General features: G+C 69.7%; 17 protein-coding genes. 8 read left to right on the forward strand and 9 right to left on the reverse strand.

Annotated features, from left to right (window positions below):
* Window positions 1-22 precede the first annotated feature (22 nt).
* Both C1746_RS18980 and C1746_RS18985 read right to left on the reverse strand, forming a co-directional pair.
* Window positions 23-1141, reverse strand: a complete 1119-nt coding sequence (locus tag C1746_RS18980; protein WP_116716343.1) for an NDMA-dependent alcohol dehydrogenase — start codon at window positions 1139-1141, stop codon at window positions 23-25.
* 99 nt (window positions 1142-1240) lie between these two features.
* Window positions 1241-2641, reverse strand: a complete 1401-nt coding sequence (locus tag C1746_RS18985) for a threonine synthase (RefSeq protein ID WP_205711998.1) — start codon at window positions 2639-2641, stop codon at window positions 1241-1243.
* Between the two features lie 90 nt (window positions 2642-2731).
* Here C1746_RS18985 and pdxH point away from each other — a divergent pair, with 90 nt between their 5' ends.
* The 3 genes from pdxH to C1746_RS19000 all read left to right on the forward strand — a co-directional run bounded on the left by pdxH (window position 2732) and on the right by C1746_RS19000 (window position 5039).
* Window positions 2732-3439, forward strand: coding sequence for a pyridoxamine 5'-phosphate oxidase (gene pdxH, locus C1746_RS18990; protein ID WP_116716345.1), 708 nt, complete (start codon window positions 2732-2734; stop codon window positions 3437-3439).
* Between the two features lie 111 nt (window positions 3440-3550).
* Entirely contained in the window at window positions 3551-4441 is an 891-nt protein-coding gene (locus C1746_RS18995) for a crotonase/enoyl-CoA hydratase family protein (RefSeq protein WP_116716346.1), read from the forward strand.
* Between the two features lie 13 nt (window positions 4442-4454).
* Window positions 4455-5039 carry a TetR/AcrR family transcriptional regulator gene (locus C1746_RS19000; RefSeq protein WP_162867965.1) on the forward strand — a complete coding sequence of 195 codons (585 nt, stop codon included), beginning with the start codon at window positions 4455-4457 and terminating at the stop codon, window positions 5037-5039.
* Window positions 5040-5045: 6 nt separating this feature from the next.
* On the opposite strand, the gene C1746_RS19005 is transcribed toward C1746_RS19000, so the two are convergent.
* Genes C1746_RS19005 through C1746_RS19015 form a run of 3 tightly spaced genes read right to left on the reverse strand, consistent with a single transcriptional unit; the run spans window position 5046 to window position 8056 of the window.
* Window positions 5046-5855, reverse strand: a complete 810-nt coding sequence (locus C1746_RS19005) for a crotonase/enoyl-CoA hydratase family protein (protein WP_116716348.1) — start codon at window positions 5853-5855, stop codon at window positions 5046-5048.
* On the reverse strand, window positions 5852-6412 hold the full coding sequence (locus tag C1746_RS19010; protein ID WP_162867966.1) for a TetR/AcrR family transcriptional regulator: 561 nt from the start codon (window positions 6410-6412) through the stop codon (window positions 5852-5854). Before C1746_RS19010 ends, C1746_RS19005 begins: the two co-directional genes overlap by 4 nt.
* Window positions 6413-6454: 42 nt before the next feature.
* Window positions 6455-8056 carry an FAD-binding oxidoreductase gene (locus C1746_RS19015; protein WP_162867967.1) on the reverse strand — a complete coding sequence of 534 codons (1602 nt, stop codon included), beginning with the start codon at window positions 8054-8056 and terminating at the stop codon, window positions 6455-6457.
* Between the two features lie 162 nt (window positions 8057-8218).
* Here C1746_RS19015 and C1746_RS19020 point away from each other — a divergent pair, with 162 nt between their 5' ends.
* Together C1746_RS19020 and C1746_RS19025 are read left to right on the forward strand one after the other, a co-directional pair.
* Window positions 8219-8800, forward strand: a complete 582-nt coding sequence (locus C1746_RS19020; RefSeq protein WP_205711999.1) for a YdeI/OmpD-associated family protein — start codon at window positions 8219-8221, stop codon at window positions 8798-8800.
* Window positions 8801-8812: 12 nt separating this feature from the next.
* Window positions 8813-9157 carry a GNAT family N-acetyltransferase gene (locus C1746_RS19025; protein ID WP_116716351.1) on the forward strand — a complete coding sequence of 115 codons (345 nt, stop codon included), beginning with the start codon at window positions 8813-8815 and terminating at the stop codon, window positions 9155-9157.
* A 59-nt stretch (window positions 9158-9216) separates the two neighbouring features.
* On the opposite strand, the gene C1746_RS19030 is transcribed toward C1746_RS19025, so the two are convergent.
* Together C1746_RS19030 and C1746_RS19035 are read right to left on the reverse strand one after the other, a co-directional pair.
* A complete protein-coding gene (locus tag C1746_RS19030; RefSeq protein WP_116716352.1) occupies window positions 9217-10254 on the reverse strand; it encodes a GGDEF domain-containing protein in 1038 nt (345 codons plus the stop codon).
* A 106-nt stretch (window positions 10255-10360) separates the two neighbouring features.
* Window positions 10361-10939 carry a biotin transporter BioY gene (locus tag C1746_RS19035; protein ID WP_205712000.1) on the reverse strand — a complete coding sequence of 193 codons (579 nt, stop codon included), beginning with the start codon at window positions 10937-10939 and terminating at the stop codon, window positions 10361-10363.
* A 154-nt stretch (window positions 10940-11093) separates the two neighbouring features.
* Here C1746_RS19035 and C1746_RS19040 point away from each other — a divergent pair, with 154 nt between their 5' ends.
* A complete protein-coding gene (locus C1746_RS19040; RefSeq protein WP_116716353.1) occupies window positions 11094-11537 on the forward strand; it encodes an SRPBCC family protein in 444 nt (147 codons plus the stop codon).
* Between the two features lie 15 nt (window positions 11538-11552).
* Here the strand turns inward: C1746_RS19040 and C1746_RS19045 are convergent, their stop codons facing one another.
* Window positions 11553-12434: a haloalkane dehalogenase gene (locus tag C1746_RS19045; protein ID WP_116716354.1), complete on the reverse strand. Its 882-nt coding sequence runs from the start codon at window positions 12432-12434 to the stop codon at window positions 11553-11555.
* A 76-nt stretch (window positions 12435-12510) separates the two neighbouring features.
* On the opposite strand from C1746_RS19045, the gene C1746_RS19050 reads away from it, so the two are divergent.
* Together C1746_RS19050 and C1746_RS19055 are read left to right on the forward strand one after the other, a co-directional pair.
* Window positions 12511-13395: a formate dehydrogenase accessory sulfurtransferase FdhD gene (locus tag C1746_RS19050; protein ID WP_116716355.1), complete on the forward strand. Its 885-nt coding sequence runs from the start codon at window positions 12511-12513 to the stop codon at window positions 13393-13395.
* 331 nt (window positions 13396-13726) lie between these two features.
* The gene (locus tag C1746_RS19055; RefSeq protein ID WP_116716356.1) at window positions 13727-15670 is read left to right on the forward strand and encodes a cell wall-binding repeat-containing protein; all 1944 of its coding nucleotides are present in this window, start codon (window positions 13727-13729) and stop codon (window positions 15668-15670) included.
* 86 nt (window positions 15671-15756) lie between these two features.
* Here the strand turns inward: C1746_RS19055 and C1746_RS19060 are convergent, their stop codons facing one another.
* Window positions 15757-16725, reverse strand: a complete 969-nt coding sequence (locus tag C1746_RS19060) for a GXWXG domain-containing protein (protein WP_116716357.1) — start codon at window positions 16723-16725, stop codon at window positions 15757-15759.
* Between the last annotated feature and the right edge of the window lies 1 nt (window position 16726).

Here is a 16726-nt window from a genome sequence, read left to right on the forward strand (position 1 = left end):
AGACGCAGGGTCTGGATGAGGGTCAGTGCTCGTGGATGAGGACGCCGCGGACGTTCTTGCCGTCGAGCAGGTCCTCATATCCCTGATTGACTTCCTCCAGGGTGTAGGTGTTGGTGATGATCTCGTCCAGCTTGAGGTCACCGGCCTGGTACAGGCCGAGGATCTTCGGGATGTCGGTCGTCGGGTTGCAGTCGCCGAACAGCGACCCCTTCACGGTCTTCTTGAACAGCGTCATGATCGAGCCGGGGAGCTGCACGTTGACCGCGTCCAGCTTGTTCAGGCCGGTGAGGACGATGGTGCCGCCCTTGCCGGTGGCCTCGAAGGCCTCGCCGACGATCTGCTCCGTCACCAGGCCAGGCGTGAGGATCGACTTGTCGGCGCCGTTGCCGTTCGTCATGGACTGGGCCAGCTCGATGGCCTCGGCACCGGTGGCAACCGCGTGCGTCGCGCCCAACTCCATCGCCTTCTCGCGCTTGTTCTCCAGCGGGTCGACCGCGATCAGGTTCTTCGCGCCGGCGTAGCGTGCGCCTTGGACGGCGTTGATGCCGATGCCGCCAACTCCCATGACGATGACCGTCTCGCCGGGCTGGACGTCCGCCGCGTTGACCGCCGAGCCGAAGCCCGTCGGGACCCCACAGCCGACCAGGACCGCCTTGTCCAGCGGCATGTCTTCGTCGACCGTCACGGCGGAGTTCTGGTGAATCGTGGCGTACTGGGAGAACGTGCCGAGCATGCACATGGCGCCGTAGTTCTTCTCGGGGCCAGGCCCGGTGAAGGGGAACCGCTCACCCGGCAGGTACCCCTCCAGGATGGTGGCGCCCATGTCGCAGATGGCCTGCTGACCGGTGGCACACCAGCGACACGTGCCGCAGTTGGGGATGAACGAGCAAACGACCTTGTCGCCTTCCTTCACGCGGGTGACACCGGGACCGACCTCCTCGACGATGCCGGCTCCTTCATGACCGAGCACCATCGGGAGCCGTGCGGCGAAGTCGCCGTGCGCGACGTGGATGTCGGAGTGGCACAGTCCGGCATGCGTGTACCGGATCAGTATCTCGCCCTCCTTCGGACCGTCCAGATCAAGCTCGACGATCTCGATCGGCTTGCCGGGCTCGTAGACAACTCCAGCTTTGGTCTTCATGCAGAGGGCTCCTTGGACGTGCGTGGCTGACGGGCATGACTGGCATCCGTCAGCCTTCCAAGCCGGGCGGTTCGCCATCACCCCCAGCCGGAGGGTGGATCAGCGCGGTGGCGCGGGCAGATCGAGCGCAGGAAGATCGCGATGCGGCGGCTGGGGCAGCGCAGCGACCGAGGTGTCGGGCGGCCGCGACGTCCCCTGTGCGGCGGTCACCGACCTGGCGGCCACCGACCTGGCGGCGATGGGCCGTGTCGTCCGGCGATCACCTCGGACGGCGGCCGTGATGGCCTCGGGGTCGTCGATCGAGTCGGCGTCGACCACGGGGAGGGCTCCGAGCGACGGCGGCGGGTACTTGAAGCCCACGCCGCAGTCGAAGACCACCACCCGCTCGTCGGGCGCGATCCAGCCCTCGTCGGCCAGGACGGCGGTCGCGGCGAACGCGGTGGCACTCTCGGGCGAGACGTACCCGGCGCCGCGATGGGCGACGAGCTGCTGCATCCGGTCGATGTCGGACTCGGGGACGGCAACACCGGTCCCCCCGGACTGCGCAACCGCCGAGAGGATCAGCCGATCACCGACGGCACTGGGCACCCGCAGGCCGCTGGCGCGGGTGGCGGGGTCCTTCCAGGGACGAGCGGCGGCGGTTCCCTCCTCGATCGCACGGACCATGGGGGCACAGCCGGCAGCCTGGGCGACCACCATCCGGGGGCGGTGCGAGCCGATCAGGCCCAGCGCCTGCAACTCCTCGAACGCCTTCCACATGCCGATCAGGCCGGTCCCGCCGCCGGTGGGGTAGACCACGACGTCCGGGAGGGTCCAGTTCAGCTCCTCAGCGAGCTCGAGCCCCATCGTCTTCTTGCCCTCGACGCGGTACGGCTCCTTCAGCGTGGACAGGTCGAACGCCCCGGTCCGCTCCCGCACATGACGGGCGACGGTGCCGCAGTCGCTGATGACCCCCTCGACCAGGATGACCTCGGCGCCGGCCATCTGGACCTCGGTGATGTTGACCGTGGGGGTGTCGACCGGGAGCACGATCGTGACGGGCACACCGGCGGCAGCCCCGTAGGTGGCCAGCGCACCACCGGCATTGCCGGCCGAGGGGACGATCAGCCGCGTCGCACCGAGCTCCACGGCGCGCGACACGGCCGCGGCCATGCCACGGGCCTTGAACGCCCCGGTCGGGTTCTGACCCTCCGCCTTGATCATGAGCCGATCCAGACCGAGGGCGTCCCCCAGTCGTGGAGCGGGCAGGAGCGGGGTGCTCCCCTCGCCGAGGTGGATCATGGTGGCCGGGTCGCGGACGGGCAGGAGCTCGCGCCAGCGCCACATGCCGTTCCCGCGCCGGGCCGCGATGTTCTGCCGGGTCAGCGTCCGGGCGGCCCGTGCCAGGTCGTAGCGGGCCAGCAACGGCAGGCCGTCGACCGGGTCGAGGGTCTGCAGGACGTCGGCGTCGTAGGTCGCGCCGGTGCGCGACCCCTCGAGGTGCGTGAGACAGGACTCCACCCCGGGCACGATACGGGACCAGTCGAGTGCTGCAGACGTCCAGGGTCGCTTGGCGCGATGAGACATCCCAGATCGGGGCAGGCTGAGCTCATGGCACATGATGCTGGAGGGAGTCGTACCGCGGACCAGGCCCCGTCGTTGGATCAACGCCGCGACTACGGGCGGGACGATCTGCGTCGTACCGACCTGCGCAACGACCCCATCGCACAACTCGAGGCATGGATCGAGCACGCCTCGACCACCGATCAGCTGGTCGAGCCGACGGCGATGACGCTGGCCACCGTCGACGCCGACGGCCGCCCGGCGGCACGGACCGTGCTGCTGCGCCGGATCACGAACGGCCGGCTGCTGTTCTTCACCAACTACGGGTCGCGGAAGGGCGATCACATCGAGGGTGCGCTGGCCGAGGCCGGCGAAGCCCACGGGTCGGTGCTGTTCCGGTGGGCCCGGCCAGCCCGACAGGTGGAGGTCCGGGGCACGGTCCGACGGGCCACGGCCGAGGAGTCCGACGAGTACTTCGCCACGCGGCCACGCGAGTCCCAGATCGGGGCGCACGCCAGTCCGCAGTCACGGCCCATCGACGACCGCGATGAGTTGGAGGCCCGCCTCGTGGCCGTCGCAGCCCGCTTCGACGGTGTCGAGGACATTCCCCGACCAGACGACTGGGGCGGGTACGCCCTGACCCCACACACCGTCGAGTTCTGGCAGGGCCGCTCCAGCCGCCTGCACGATCGCTTCCGCTACGAGCGGGACGGCCAGGACGAGGACGGCTGGCGGATCACGCGCTTAGCTCCCTGACCGGCCCACCGGCCCCGGGTCAGGCTGGCGCTTGACAGGCCCGCTCATCTCAGGCACGGTGACACCGACCGACCAGTTGGTCGGTATCCTGATGATCCGAGGAGCCAGGCTGTGTACGAGACCATCAAGACCAGCGTCGAGGACGGGATCTTCTTCCTCACGCTCAACCGACCCGAGGCCCTGAACACCATCGTCCCGCCGATGCCCGACGAGTTCCGGCACGCCATCGAGGCCGCAACCCGCGACGATGACGTGAAGGTGATCGTCGTGCGCGGCAACGGCCGGTCGTTCTGTGCGGGCTACAACTTCGACGGCGGCTTCCACCACTGGGACGACTGGATCGCCACGGACGGGACGTGGGACCCGGGGAAGGAGTTCACCTGGTCCACCAACGAGCTGACGGCACCCACCCAGCAGTTCTTCTCCATGTGGCGTTCGTCCAAGCCGGTCATCGCCCAGATCCACGGCTGGTGCGTCGGCGGCGGGTCGGACAACGCCCTGTCCGCCGACATCGTCATCGCCTCAGATGACGCGATCATCGGGACGCCGTACTCACGGATGTGGGGGGCCTACCTCTCGGCCATGTGGATCTACCGCTTGGGCCTGGCGGAGGCGAAGTGGCGGGCGCTGACCGGGGAGCCCTTCACCGGGGCCGAGGCCGCTGAGGCCGGGCTGATCAACGAGTCGGTGCCATTCGACCGCCTCGAGGACCGGGTCATGGAGGTCGCCACCATGCTGAAGAGCATCCCCGTGTCCCAGTTGCAGGCCATGAAACTGGTCGTCAACCACGCCTACGAGCAGCAGGGCCTGAACGCGGTGCAGACCCTCGGACCTATCCTCGACGGCATGATGCGCAACACGCCGGACGCGCTCGCCTGGGTCGAGAAGGTCCAGGAGGAGGGTGTCCGCGAGGGCATCATCCAGCGCGACGGGCCCTTCGGCGACTACAGCCAAGCCCCCACGGACCGCAAGCCCGACCCGGCCCACGCCTTCAGCTACTAGACCTCCCACCAACGTGTCCGAGGCCCCGTCAGTCGCGCGCATCCTCGGCGAAGCCGAGCAGCGCTTCGCCGCGGCAGGCTACGGCGGCACCAGCCTGTCCTCGGTGGCCAAGGCGGCGGGGCTGGGAAACGCGGGGCTGCTCCACCACTTCCCGTCCAAAGCCGCCCTGTACCGCGCCGTACTCGAGGCCGTCGGCGCCGACATCGACGACCGGATGGTGGCGGCCATGGTCGATGGCACCGACCCGGTCGACCGACTGCGCGCCCTGACGGGTGTGCTGGTCGAACTCGGCGAGGACCGGCCGACGGCCCTCCGGCTGGTGATGCACGAGTTCCTGGACGACAGCGGTCGGCTGGAGCGCGCCTCCGTCCTCCCGCTGGCCGGGGCTGTCCGGACGACCGTCGGTGTGATCCGCGACGGCCAAGCAGCCGGAGAGGTGGTGGACGGTGACCCGCTGGCGCTTCTCGCAAGGCTCCACGGCACCATCTTCTACGGGCTGCTGGGCCAGACCGTCCTGGGCCGCATCCACACCGACCCCGCTCCCGGCTGGGAGGCGCGTCTGGTCGATGTCGCACTGGAGGGGCTGATCATCACCTGAGGCGGGTCAGATGTTGACGAAGTCGCCGCTGCGACCAGCGCCGTCCCGGAACCGTGCCGCTCCCGCAACCCCCTCCTCGCGGATGGCGTCCATGCCGTGGGCCCACTCGAAGCGCAGCGCATCGCGCACGGGCATGCCGCGGGTCTCGATGATCGCCTGGCGGTCCGCCCGGACCGCCATCTGGGGGAACCGCGCGATCTCATGGGCCATTGCCTCGGCGGCCTGGCGGGTCTGGCCCGTCGGCACGATCTTCTCTGCCAGACCGATCCGCCCGCACTCCTCGGCGGGGACCTGCCGCCCGGTCATCGCGATCTCGAGCGCACGGCCCTGGCCCACGAGCCGGGGCAGCCGGACCGTACCGCCGTCCATCAGCGTGATGCCCCAGCGGCGGCAGTACACACCCATGTAGGCGTCGGCGGCCATGACCCGGACATCGCACCACATCGCGAGCTCCATGCCACCCGCGACCGCCGCCCCCTCGACCGCACCGATCACCGGCTTGTTCAGCTCCAGCCGGGTCGGTCCCAGCGCACCACGCGGAGGCGTGTTCGCCCCGGTCGGGAAGGCCAGGTCGCGAACCATCTCGCGGTGCAGCTTCTCGTCGGTCAGCGTCGAGGCGTACTTGAGGTCCCAGCCCGCGCAGAAGTTGCCACCAGCGCCCCAGAGCACGGCGACGTAGGCCTCGTCGTCGGCGTCGAAGGCGAGGAACGCCTCGTACAGGGCCTGAGCGGACTCGGGGTCCATGCCATTGCGCGCCTCTGGCCGGTCGTGGATGACCGTCCAGACGTGGTCGTCCTTCTCGATGCTGACGGTCATGGTGTTGCTCCTTGAGGGGTATCAGTTCCGCTTGTCCTGGTGGGTGTCATGTCGTCGGGGTGGCGGCTTCGAGCCGCCGCCGCCCGCAGGCCGCGCTCGAGCGGTGCCGCGATCACCGCGTAGGTCACCAGTCCCAGCTGCGAGACGACGACCTCGGCCGCTTCGTCGGCGGTGCCCTCGAGGACGCGCATCAGCGCCTCGACAGCGCTATCCAGCACCCACGGGCCAGGGCGCTCTTGCAGCCGCAGCAACCCGTAGGTCATCAGCCGGACGTCGTCGGGGTGATCGTCCGCCCAGCGCTGCATCCCCGCGCGAACGGCGGTCGCGGGGTCGGCACCACCTGCGACCTCCTGCGCCGCCTCCTCCGCCGTGCCACGCAGTCGGTCACCCACCTGCTCCAGGCACGCCCGGTACAGCGCGTCCTTGGAGCGGAAGTGGTGCATCACGTTGGCCTTCGACGTATCCGCGGCCGCGGCGATCTGGGCGATGGAGGCCCCGTCGACGCCGCGGCGCGCGAAGAGCTCGAGCGCGGTGCTGAGCAGAACATCACGAGACACGACCAAGAGCGTACTGACCGAACGTTCGGTCTGTCAAGCGGCTCAGCGAATCAGCACGCCCGGGTTGAGGATTCCCGAGGGGTCGAGTCTGCGCTTGACGGCGTCGAGCGAGTGGGCGAACAGGTCGGGGCGCTGCTGGTCGTACCAGGGCCGGTGATCTCGGCCGACCGCGTGGTGGTGGGTGATGGTCCCACCGGCCGCCATGATGACCTCCGACGCGGCCGCCTTGATCTCCTGCCACTGCCGAACCCTCGCACCTCGGCGGCCGGGCGCGATGACCGTGAAGTACGGCGCCGCACCGTCCGGGTAGGCGTGGGTGACCCGACAGGTCACCATGCCCTCGCCGCAGATCTCGGTGACGGCCCTGGCAGTGGCGGCCATGACCTGCTCGACCAGATCGATCAAGCCGTCGGTTGCGACGGCGGTCTCAAACGTCTCCACCACCATTCCCGCATCGACCATCACATCGCGCGTGTACGGCGCCCGCAGGAACGACTGCTTCCAGGCGTCGGCGGCGCTGTCGCCCTCGCCGCCCGGTGCAGACGGTGGCTCGAGGGCGCGGCCGCCGTGGTCGGCCAGCAGTCGGAGCGACGCTTGCATGTCGGCGGTGACGTCGATCACCGGGGACTCAAACCCGACGAGCATCACCGCGTGGCTGCCGTCGCCGGCGCCGTTGATCAGCGCCTCGAGCGGGTCCAGGACCCGGCAGTTGCTGGGATCCAGACCCGACTGCACCAGCGGCCCGAGCGCCAGCAGCGCTGCGGTCAGATCGGCGAAGGCCACGACGCGGGTCGCCTTGTGGGTCGGGAGATCCTGGAGCCGCACCCACGCCTGGGTGATGACACCGAGGATGCCCTCGCTGCCCAGCATCACCCGGTCCGGACTGGGACCGGCACCGGATGCCGGCAGACGTCGTGACGCCCACACTCCGGCCGGGGTGACCGCCTCGATCTGCTGCACCAGATCGTCGATGTGCGTGAGCCGCGTCGCGTAGTGCCCGCCGGCTCTCGTGGCGATCCAGCCACCCAGCGTGGCCATCTCGAAGGACTGCGGGAAGAAGCGCATCGTCACCCCGTGTGGGCGGAGTTGCCCCTCGAGCACCGGACCGGTCGCGCCGGCCTGGATCAGGGCCGACCGGCTGCTCCGCTCGATCTCGACCACCCGGTCCATGCGGCGCATCTGCATCGTCACGACCGGCCGCTCACGGCCTGCTGCCTCGGCGCTGACCCCACCGACGACCGAAGTCCCACCCCCGAACGGGATGCAGGCCGCACCGACGTCGGCGCACCACTCGAGGATGCGAGGGACGTCGGTGGCATCAGCGGGACGTGCGACCGCATCGGGCGCGGCGGGGAATGGCCCCTCCCGTAGCCGAACCAGGTCCATGAACGATCGCCCGGTGGCGTGCGCCGCCCGGTCAGCCGGGTCGACCGAGACCAGGTCGACGAGGGCAGCCGGCACGGTGAGACGAGCGGCCGTGACATCAGGATCCGGGAGGGGCGGTGGGTCTGCCCAGACGGCGTCGCCGAACCGCCCGATCAACATGCTGCGCATGGCCTGGGATTCCTGCTCGGTTGCGGCGGCCGACCGAACTCCCCAGCCGTGCATCGCGCGGGCTCCGTGCTGGCTGTCAGATCCGGTCATGTGCTGCTCCTGATGTGGCCGTGCGTCGGGCGTTGGTTCACCCCTCGAGAGGTCGTCGAACCGGCCACCGCGGCCGTTGCCGGATGCGAAGCGGTTGGCGCCGGTTCTCAACGTTCGCGCCGTTCATGAATCGGTGTGAGGCAGGGTGACATACTCCCGGCCATGGAGGACTACCCGGACGTCGACTCCTACCTGGCCGACTCGGAGCGCTGGCACGACGAGATCGTCGCGCTGCGTCCGATCCTGCAGGCCACCGGACTGGACGAGGAGATCAAGTGGGGCAAGCCCTGCTACGTCCACCACGGCGCGAACATCGTCATCGTGCAGGAGTTCGCCGACAACCTGGCGCTGATGTTCTTCAAGGGGATCCTCTTGGACGATCCCGCCGATCTCCTCCAGGAGGTCGGTCCGAACAGCCACGCGGCGCGGCGGCTGATGTTCTCCTCTCTGGACGACGTCGACCGACTGGCGAACACGGTCACCGCCTATGTGAAGGAGGCCGTCGCCGTCGAGGACGCCGGCACGGAAGTGCCACCGCGCCCGGAGGAGTCACTGGCCGTGGAACTGCAGGAACGGCTGGCCGGGTCCCCGGAGTTGGCCGACGCCTTCGACTCACTCACCCCCGGCCGGCAGCGGGAGTACAACCTCCACGTCTCCGCCGCCAAGCAGGTCGCGACCCGAGAGCGTCGCATCGACACCATCACACCGCGGATCCTGGCCGGCAAGGGCCTGCGCGACCGCTGATCGGAGAGCGACATGCCCGACAGAGACGACAACAGCGACCACCACGGAGACGTGGTCGTCGAGGACGTCGAGGAACGCAGCCGGTACCAGATCAGCGTCGATGGCCGGACCGCTGGGCACGCCGCCTACCTCGACCGCGGCGGACGCAGGATCTTCGTGCACACCGAGATCGCGGAGGAGTTCGGGGGACGAGGGCTCGGCAGCCGGTTGGTCGCCTACGCGATGGACGACGTCGCGGCTCGAGAGCTCGCCATCGTCCCGCTGTGCCCCTTCGTCGCCGCGTGGCTCGAGGACCATCCGGAGCGGACCGACGTGGATGTGGACACCGACCGGCTCGAGGCCTTGACGCGTCGCTGACGGCAGGCGAGCCGAACGGCCGTCACCCGGAGGGCGTGCCAGACCGTCGATCCAACGGCTCAGTCGCCCCGGCGCTCCCGCTTCGCCGCGTACATCTCGTCGTCGGCCTGCTTCAACATCCTGTCGAGATCGATGTCCTCACCGCTCGCGGTCACCATGCCGACGGAGACGGTGACGTCGATCCGGTGCCCTGCCCGGTCGCTGACGCTCACGTCGTGGGCTACGCGACGAAGCCGGTCGCTGGCCTGGGTGGCTCCCCAGGACGTCGTGTTCGTCAAGAGGACCGCGAACTCGTCGCCACCGATGCGGGCGAGCACATCAGACTCCCGGAGCGCCGCCTCCCAGCCACGCGCCAGCTTGACCAGCAACTCGTTGCCGATGTCGTGGCCGTTGGAGTCATTGATCGCCTTGAAGTGGTCGATGTCCAGCATCCCCAACGACACCGGCTGGCCCTCCGAACGCGCGATGGCGATGATCTCGTCGGCCTGGGTGAGGAATCGGCGTCGGTTGCCGACACCGGTCAGCTCATCGGTCAGCGCCAACTCCTGCAGGGAGGACTCGCGCTCCTTGCGGTCACTGATGTCCTCGAAGAACCAGACGTACCCCAGGTACTGGCCACCCGGCGTGAAGAGGGCAGAGCCGTGGCGGTCGACCGTGCGACCATCGATCATCTTCAGCTCGACGTGGCTGGGCACCAGCGGGTCGTCGTAGGCGTGCTGGACCCCGGCGATGAAGGCGTCAGGGTCGGCGACGCGGGACAGCGCCGTACCGAGCAGGAGGTCGTCGGTGATCTCGCCGTGCTCCGCCAGCAGTGCCGTGCGGTCGAAGTTCCAGATCCTGTCGAACTCCGGGTTGGCCGCCACGATGCTGGCGTCGTGGTCGACGACGAGTATCCCCTGCGGGGAGCGATGGAGCAGCGCTGCCAGTAGTGCATCGTGCAGTTGGGCGGACGCCTCGACGTGGGCCGCGAGGGACTCCGGCTCAGGCGTCGGCTTGACTCGCCTCGCCCGGACCTCCGTGCCTCGCAGAGACCCGTGGGACCGCTCCTCGTCGTCGGGTCCATCCCCGGAGAGGGAGGCGAGGGTGTCAGACTCCATACGGTCCCATCGACAGCACACCGACCTGACTTGAGTCGGAGGCAGGACCCGGCGGGACCGCCCGAGTGCTCGACTCAGTGGCCGGCGCGCCCCGGCTCGAGCCTGCTCAATCCGTTGCCCCGCCGATGCGGGCGGCGAGCGCCGGCACGAGCGCCGTGGCGAGCGCGATCTTGGCGAGGTCACCGACCAGGAACGGCCAGACGCCGCTGCTCAGCGCGGTCGACACGTCGGTGAGCTGCGCCAGCCATCCGGCGCCGAGCAGATAGATCACGACGTTGCCCAGCAGCATGGCCAGGGCCGTCGTCGCCGGTCGGTTCTGCCAGCCACGGGTGGCGAGCACACCGGTGAGCCCGGCGGCCAGGACGAAGCCCCAGAGGTAGCCGGCGGTCGGGCCGGTCAGCACAGCAACACCAGCGCCGAACCCGGCGAAGACGGGCAGTCCGACCGCGCCCTCGACCAGGTAGGTCAGCGTGGCCGCAACGGCCAGCCGCGGCCCCAGCAGGAACCCGAGCAGCAGCACGACGAAGGTCTGGCCGGTGACCGGGACCGGCCACATCGGGATCTGGACCTGCGCGGAGATGGCCAGTGCGCCGCTGGCCGCCAGGACCAGTGCCGCCTGACGCGTGCCGGAGTTGACCCAGGAGGGTCGCCAGGCAGGGACGAGCGGGGCGGAGAGGGTGCTCACAGTGTTTGCTCCAGACGTATCGAGTGTTCTCGGTACCGTATTCGTGTCTCGCGTCCCGGACGAATCGACCGGCGAAGAGCCCGTCTTCGTGCCAGCTTCGCTGCGGTCCTGACCCGTGAGCGCGAGCCCAGCCCGTGACGAGAAGGAGCCCCCGATGATCGAGGTGACAGTCACCGTCGACGTCGACCGGCCTGCCGATGAGGTCTTCGCGTTCTGGTCGGACTGGTCCAACAACCCGACCTGGCAGAGCGGCATGACCAGTTGCACCTGGACCAGTGAGCCGCCCTTGCAGCTGGGGTCCACCTACGATCAGCAGGCCACGATGCTCGGCCGGCCCATCGTCTCCTCCTTCGAGGTGGTCGAGTACGAGCCCGACCGCATGGTCCGCATCAGGACCACGCAGAGCACCCTCCCGCTGGACATCACTCGTCGGGTCGAGCCGCTTCCGGACGGTGGCACACGGCTCCACGCCACGATCCGCGGCGAACCGCAGGGTCTCCAGCGCCTCCTCAATCCGGTCATGCAACGTCTGGTCGACCGGAACGTCCGTCGCGACTACGCGCGCCTCCGGGACCTGCTCAACGCCGGCTCGGCCTGATCGACCACCACCCGCCTACTGGCGGTCGAGCATCCAGTCGCGCAGCGCTGCGCCGATCTCTTCGGGTGCGTCCTCCTGGATGAAGTGGATGCCCGGGACGGTGACCTCGATCTGGTTCGGCCACGCCCTGCACCGCTCGGCGTAGACGGTGGAGAGGAAGCCCGGCTCGGCATGCACGTACAGCTTCGGCACAGCCGACTGCGCCAGCCAGGCCTCGTAGTCGGCGATGATCTCGTGCACGTCGGCCGGTTGTCCGTCGAACGGGATCTGTCGTGGCCAGGTGAGCGTCGGCCGGCGGTCCTCCCCCACCTGGGCGAACGGTGCCCGGTAGACAGCCATCTCCTCCTCCGTCAGATCGCGGATGATGCTGCCCGGCAGGACCCGCTCGACGAAGACGTTCTTCTGCAGGACCATCTCCTCGCCGGCCTCGGACCGGAAGCCCTCGAAGAGCCGCTGACCACCCTCGGGCCAGTCCGCGAAGGAGACCGTCCCGCAGAGCGCCTCCATGTAGCAGATGCCGGCCACGGCCTCCCGGTGGCGGTTGGCCCAGTCGAAGCCGAGACCACTCCCCCAGTCGTGGACGACCAGGGTCACGTTCTCGGTGACCCCGAGGGCATCGAGCAGGCCGTCCAGGTAGTGACGGTGCTGGACGAAGGTGTAGCGGTCGGGACCCGGGTCGGGCAGCTTCGCGGAGTCGCCGTGCCCGACCAGGTCCGGTGCGATCACCCGACCGAGGTCGGCCACGTGTGGCATGACGTTGCGCCACAGGTAGGACGACGTCGGGTTGCCGTGCAGGAACAGGATCGGATCACCCTCGCCCTCGTCGACGACGGTCATGGCGACCCCGTCCACCTCGACGGTTCGCTTCGAGTACGGCATGTCTGGGCTGATCGGCATATCGGCACCCTAGCCCGATCGGCGCGACGATCCGGCTACACATGTGCAGGACGAGGGACGCCCTAGCCTGGACCCCATGCCACACCACGCGTCGACCGGTCGCCGAGTGCCGACCGTTCGCGCCGTCGTCCGGCGCCACCGGACCGGTGAGGAGGCCGCCGACGTGGGGGGTCGGGCCACGCTGGCCGTGGAGGAGCCGCTTGAGATCCGCGTCGACGGGCAGGTCCTCGCAACGACCATGCGCACGCCCGGCGCCGACTTCGACCTCGCGCTCGGCCTGGCGCTGACCGACGGCCGTCTGGACCCGGCGGCGGTGACGGGCATCACCTACTGCGGGCCGGACTCCGGTGAGGTGGTCGCGCCGACCGCGGCGGATCTCAGCGGTCCGTACGCCGGAGAGTTCAGTGCGGTGAACGTCGCGACCGTCGATCGTCGGGGACCAGCGGTCGAGCGGCACCGCCACGGACCCGTGTCCAGCGCGTGCGGGGTGTGCGGGGCCGACGTCATCGCCGATCTGTTGGCGGTGACCGGGGCCGTGGAGTCGGTCGACCTGGCCGTGCCCGCCGCAGTGATCAGCGCGATCCCCCAGACGGTCCGTCGAGGCCAGACCGGCTTCGATGCAACCGGCGGGCTGCACGCCGCAGCCGTACTCGACGAGCACGGCGCAGTGGTGTCGATCCGCGAGGACGTCGGTCGGCACAACGCCGTGGACAAGGTGGTCGGGGACCTGGCGACACGACGACTGCTGCCGGCAGGTGATCTGGTCCTGTTCACCTCCGGCCGCGTGGCGGCGGAGATCGTGGCGAAGGCGCTCATCGCCGGTGTGTCCATCGTGGTGGCCGTCTCGGCGCCGACATCCCTGGCGGTCGAGATGGCGACGGCCGCCGGCATGACCCTGGTCGGCTTCGCACGCGGCCCGGAGTTCACCGTCTACAGCCGCCCCGATCGGATCATCAGCTAGCCGCTCGACGCACTCTGTTAGTGGGCTGTTAGTGGCGTGCCCTAGGCTTCGCTTCACTCGGACGCGTCACCGGCACGGCGTCCCTGTCACTCGACCGCAGTCGACCTGGTGAGGTGCTCGGAATGCCATCGTCCCCGTCTGCAGTGCGTGCGCTTCCCGCCCTGCTGGTCCTCCTCCGCGTCACCACGCTGGTGGCGCTCGTGCCAGCATCGACCCGCTGCTGGTCGGCACGGAGGAGATCCTCGACCAGCAGGCCGCACACGAGCTCGACGTGGCGCCTGCCTGCTGAGGCGGCACCGCGCACTCCCCCAAACCAAGGAAGGTGACCACGATGCGACAACTCGCGACCCTGGCAGTCCTCGTCCTTACCGCTCTTCTCGTTCCATCGACCGGAGCGGATGCGACCCACGGCGGCGAGAACGGACCGATCGTGCTGGACAGCACCGACGTGGGCGGCATCTCGGTCGCCCGGCTGGATGGGACGCTCACCGAGATCGTGGACCAGGAAGCCATCCACCTGGAGGTCTCGCCGGATGGTCGGACGGCGCTGTTCGTCGGGACGGAGCCGCCGGACATCCAGCTGATCTCGTTGGCCGGGGGTCCGTCCACCACCGTGCTCCCCCGTGAGCGAGGTGGGCGCCCCGACGTGTCCTGGTCTCCCGATGGGTCCCGGTTCCTGGTGGCCGACGGTCAGACGGTCACGACCTACGACGCCGACGGGCTCGACCCGGATGTCGTGTACACCAACTCGATGGCCGGATCAGGCGGGCTGTACGACGCCGCTGTCTGGACCGCCGCGAACGAGATCATCGCGATCAACTCCTTCAGCGGCATCCGAATCGATCAGCCGACCCGCTCGGTGACGCCACTGAGCTACGACGGTCGGGAGTACCAGGTCGATGACCAGTTCGGCCTGGATTCCTCACCAGACGGTCAGTTGCTCACGGTCAGCTGTGCGGAGCTGACCGACCCGCCCTCCAGCGGCATCTGCATCTTCGACCGGGACCTGGGGCTGGTCCGATTCATCCCCCCGACGATCGTGCCCGGCGCCACACGAGTGATGCAACCGGCCTGGAGCCCGGACGGGACACGACTCGCCTTCATCGCGCTGCTCCCCGATGAGGTTGCCCGGCTCTACACCGCAGCGGTGGGCGGAACGGATCTCCAACTGGTCGCGGATCTGCCGGCCGACGATCGCTTCCGTGGCAACTTCCCAGGCCTCTCCTCATGGGCGCCCGTCCCGGATAGCGCTCCGACACCGCTTCCGGAGCCACCGCCCCCACCGACCAACAACACCCTGGAGCCAGGCGGCTTCGACGGTGACCCCACCACGACCGAACGGGCCGACTACACCGACCCCATCGGCTACGCAGCAGCCGTGTCACAAGCCCGCTTCGACGCGGGAGCCGCCGACTACGCGGTGGTCTCCCGCGACGACGAGTTCGCCGACTCACTGGTCGGCACGGCTCTGACCGGCCAGGGCCCTCTGCTGTACACCGAGACCACCAGCCTGCCCACCATCACGCGTGCCGAGCTCGATCGCGCGGTGGGCTCCGGCGGCACCGTCTACCTCCTCGGCGGCATCAACGCCATCTCCCAAGCCGTCGAGGACGACCTGGCCCGGACCTTCACCGTCCAACGGCTCGCCGGCCCCTCACGCATCGAGACCTCCGTCGCCGTCGCCGAGGAGGTCATCGCCCTGACCGGCGACGACGTGAGCGACGTCGCCATCGCCCGAGCCTTCGGGGTCGAGGGCAACCCCACGGCGGCCTGGGCCGACTCGGTCTCGGTCGGCGCCTGGACCGCGGCCGAGCAGATCCCGACGGTGGTCACCCAGACCGACGGCGTGCACCCCGCCGTCCAGGCCTTCCTCACCGACACCACACCCGACCGCACCACCCTGCTCGGCGGCACCGCCGCCCTGTCAGCGGAGGTCGAGGCCGGCGTCCCCAACCCGAGGCGAGTGGCCGGCGACTCCCGCGACTCGACCGCAGCCGCCATCGCCACCGACCTGGTCGGCCAGACCCCCGACGATGACGACCGCCAACTGGTCATCATCAACGGCTACCGGCCTGACGGCTGGCTCTTTGGATTACCAGCCGCCGGGCTGGCCGCCGACACCGGCGCCGCCATCGCCCTCGCCCAAGACCCGCTACCACCGGCGACAGCCACCCTGGCCTGCGACCCCGACACCGTCGACCTCCTCCTCGCCGGCCACCTCTCCATCATCGACCAAGCCGCCTCCGACTCCCTCGAAGCAACCCCCTCCTGCTGACCGCCTTCACCCCACCACCGCCGGCCAGCGAACGCGTCTCCGCGGTCGCACACGGCGGACTCTGGTGGCGCGCAGCGTCGGTGTGATCAGTCGTCGACCCTGCGGAGCACGAAGGGGAACTCGTCGTCGGACCCACGCCAGTCCATCAGCCCGAGCAGCGTGTGGTCGTCGACCCGGCGGAAGACGTCGTGGATCGGCAGCGCGTCGTAGCACATCGTCGCGGTGGACAGCCCCCGGTGGGTGGTCATGCGCAGGCGCGCGGTCGGTCGGCGGGTGCCGAGGAGCGGCTTGAGCCGCCCAGCCAGGGCGATCAGCGCCGGGTGCTGCGCGACGTCACCGAGCCGTGTGACGAGCGCCAGTGGGACGAGGCGCGGGTTGATCGACACCAGGCTCTCCTCGCCCTTCTCGAACAGCAGCGGATGGACGACGTCGGCGGACTCGAAGCGCTTGCCGTACCAGCCGTACGCCTCCAGCAGACCGTCCAGCGGGTGCCCGGTCGGCAGGCCACTCCCCCGCCAGGTGCCGAGCATCTGCTCGATGCGCACCGCGGGCAGGGTGTCGGCGAAGGTGTGCACGTCGGCCAGCGTGGCACCAGCCTCCAGGTCGCGGAGCCGAGCGGGGGCCGTCAACTCGACGTGCAGCGCAGCGACCCGCTCGGCGATGTCGTCACGGATCAGCCGCATCCGCTCGAGGCCCTCGATTCCGTCGTGGGAGGGCTCGATGGTCTCCCAGACGGTGACGGCTGACTCTTCGAGGCCGGCCCCGGCCAGGGCTGCCCACTGGTCCTCGGACGGCGAGCCGATCAGGACGACCCGCTCGGCGGCGCCAAGCTCGTCCGGGTCGAGACCGCGGGGGCGCTGGGCGATGACCGGGGCGTTCACCTCCGCCAGCGCCTCGACCGACTGGGCGTTGGGAGGGTCGTCGGGCGGTGCCGGGTGTGTTCCGGCCGAGCTCACCGTCCAGCCGTCGGCGTGTTGGGCGGCGGCAAGGGCCTGGGCCATGCGGGACTTCCCGCGGTTGGAGCGGCAGAGGAAGACCACATCGGGCTGGCTCACG

It is taken from the genome of Euzebya tangerina, assembly GCF_003074135.1.
Lineage (GTDB): Bacteria > Actinomycetota > Nitriliruptoria > Euzebyales > Euzebyaceae > Euzebya > Euzebya tangerina.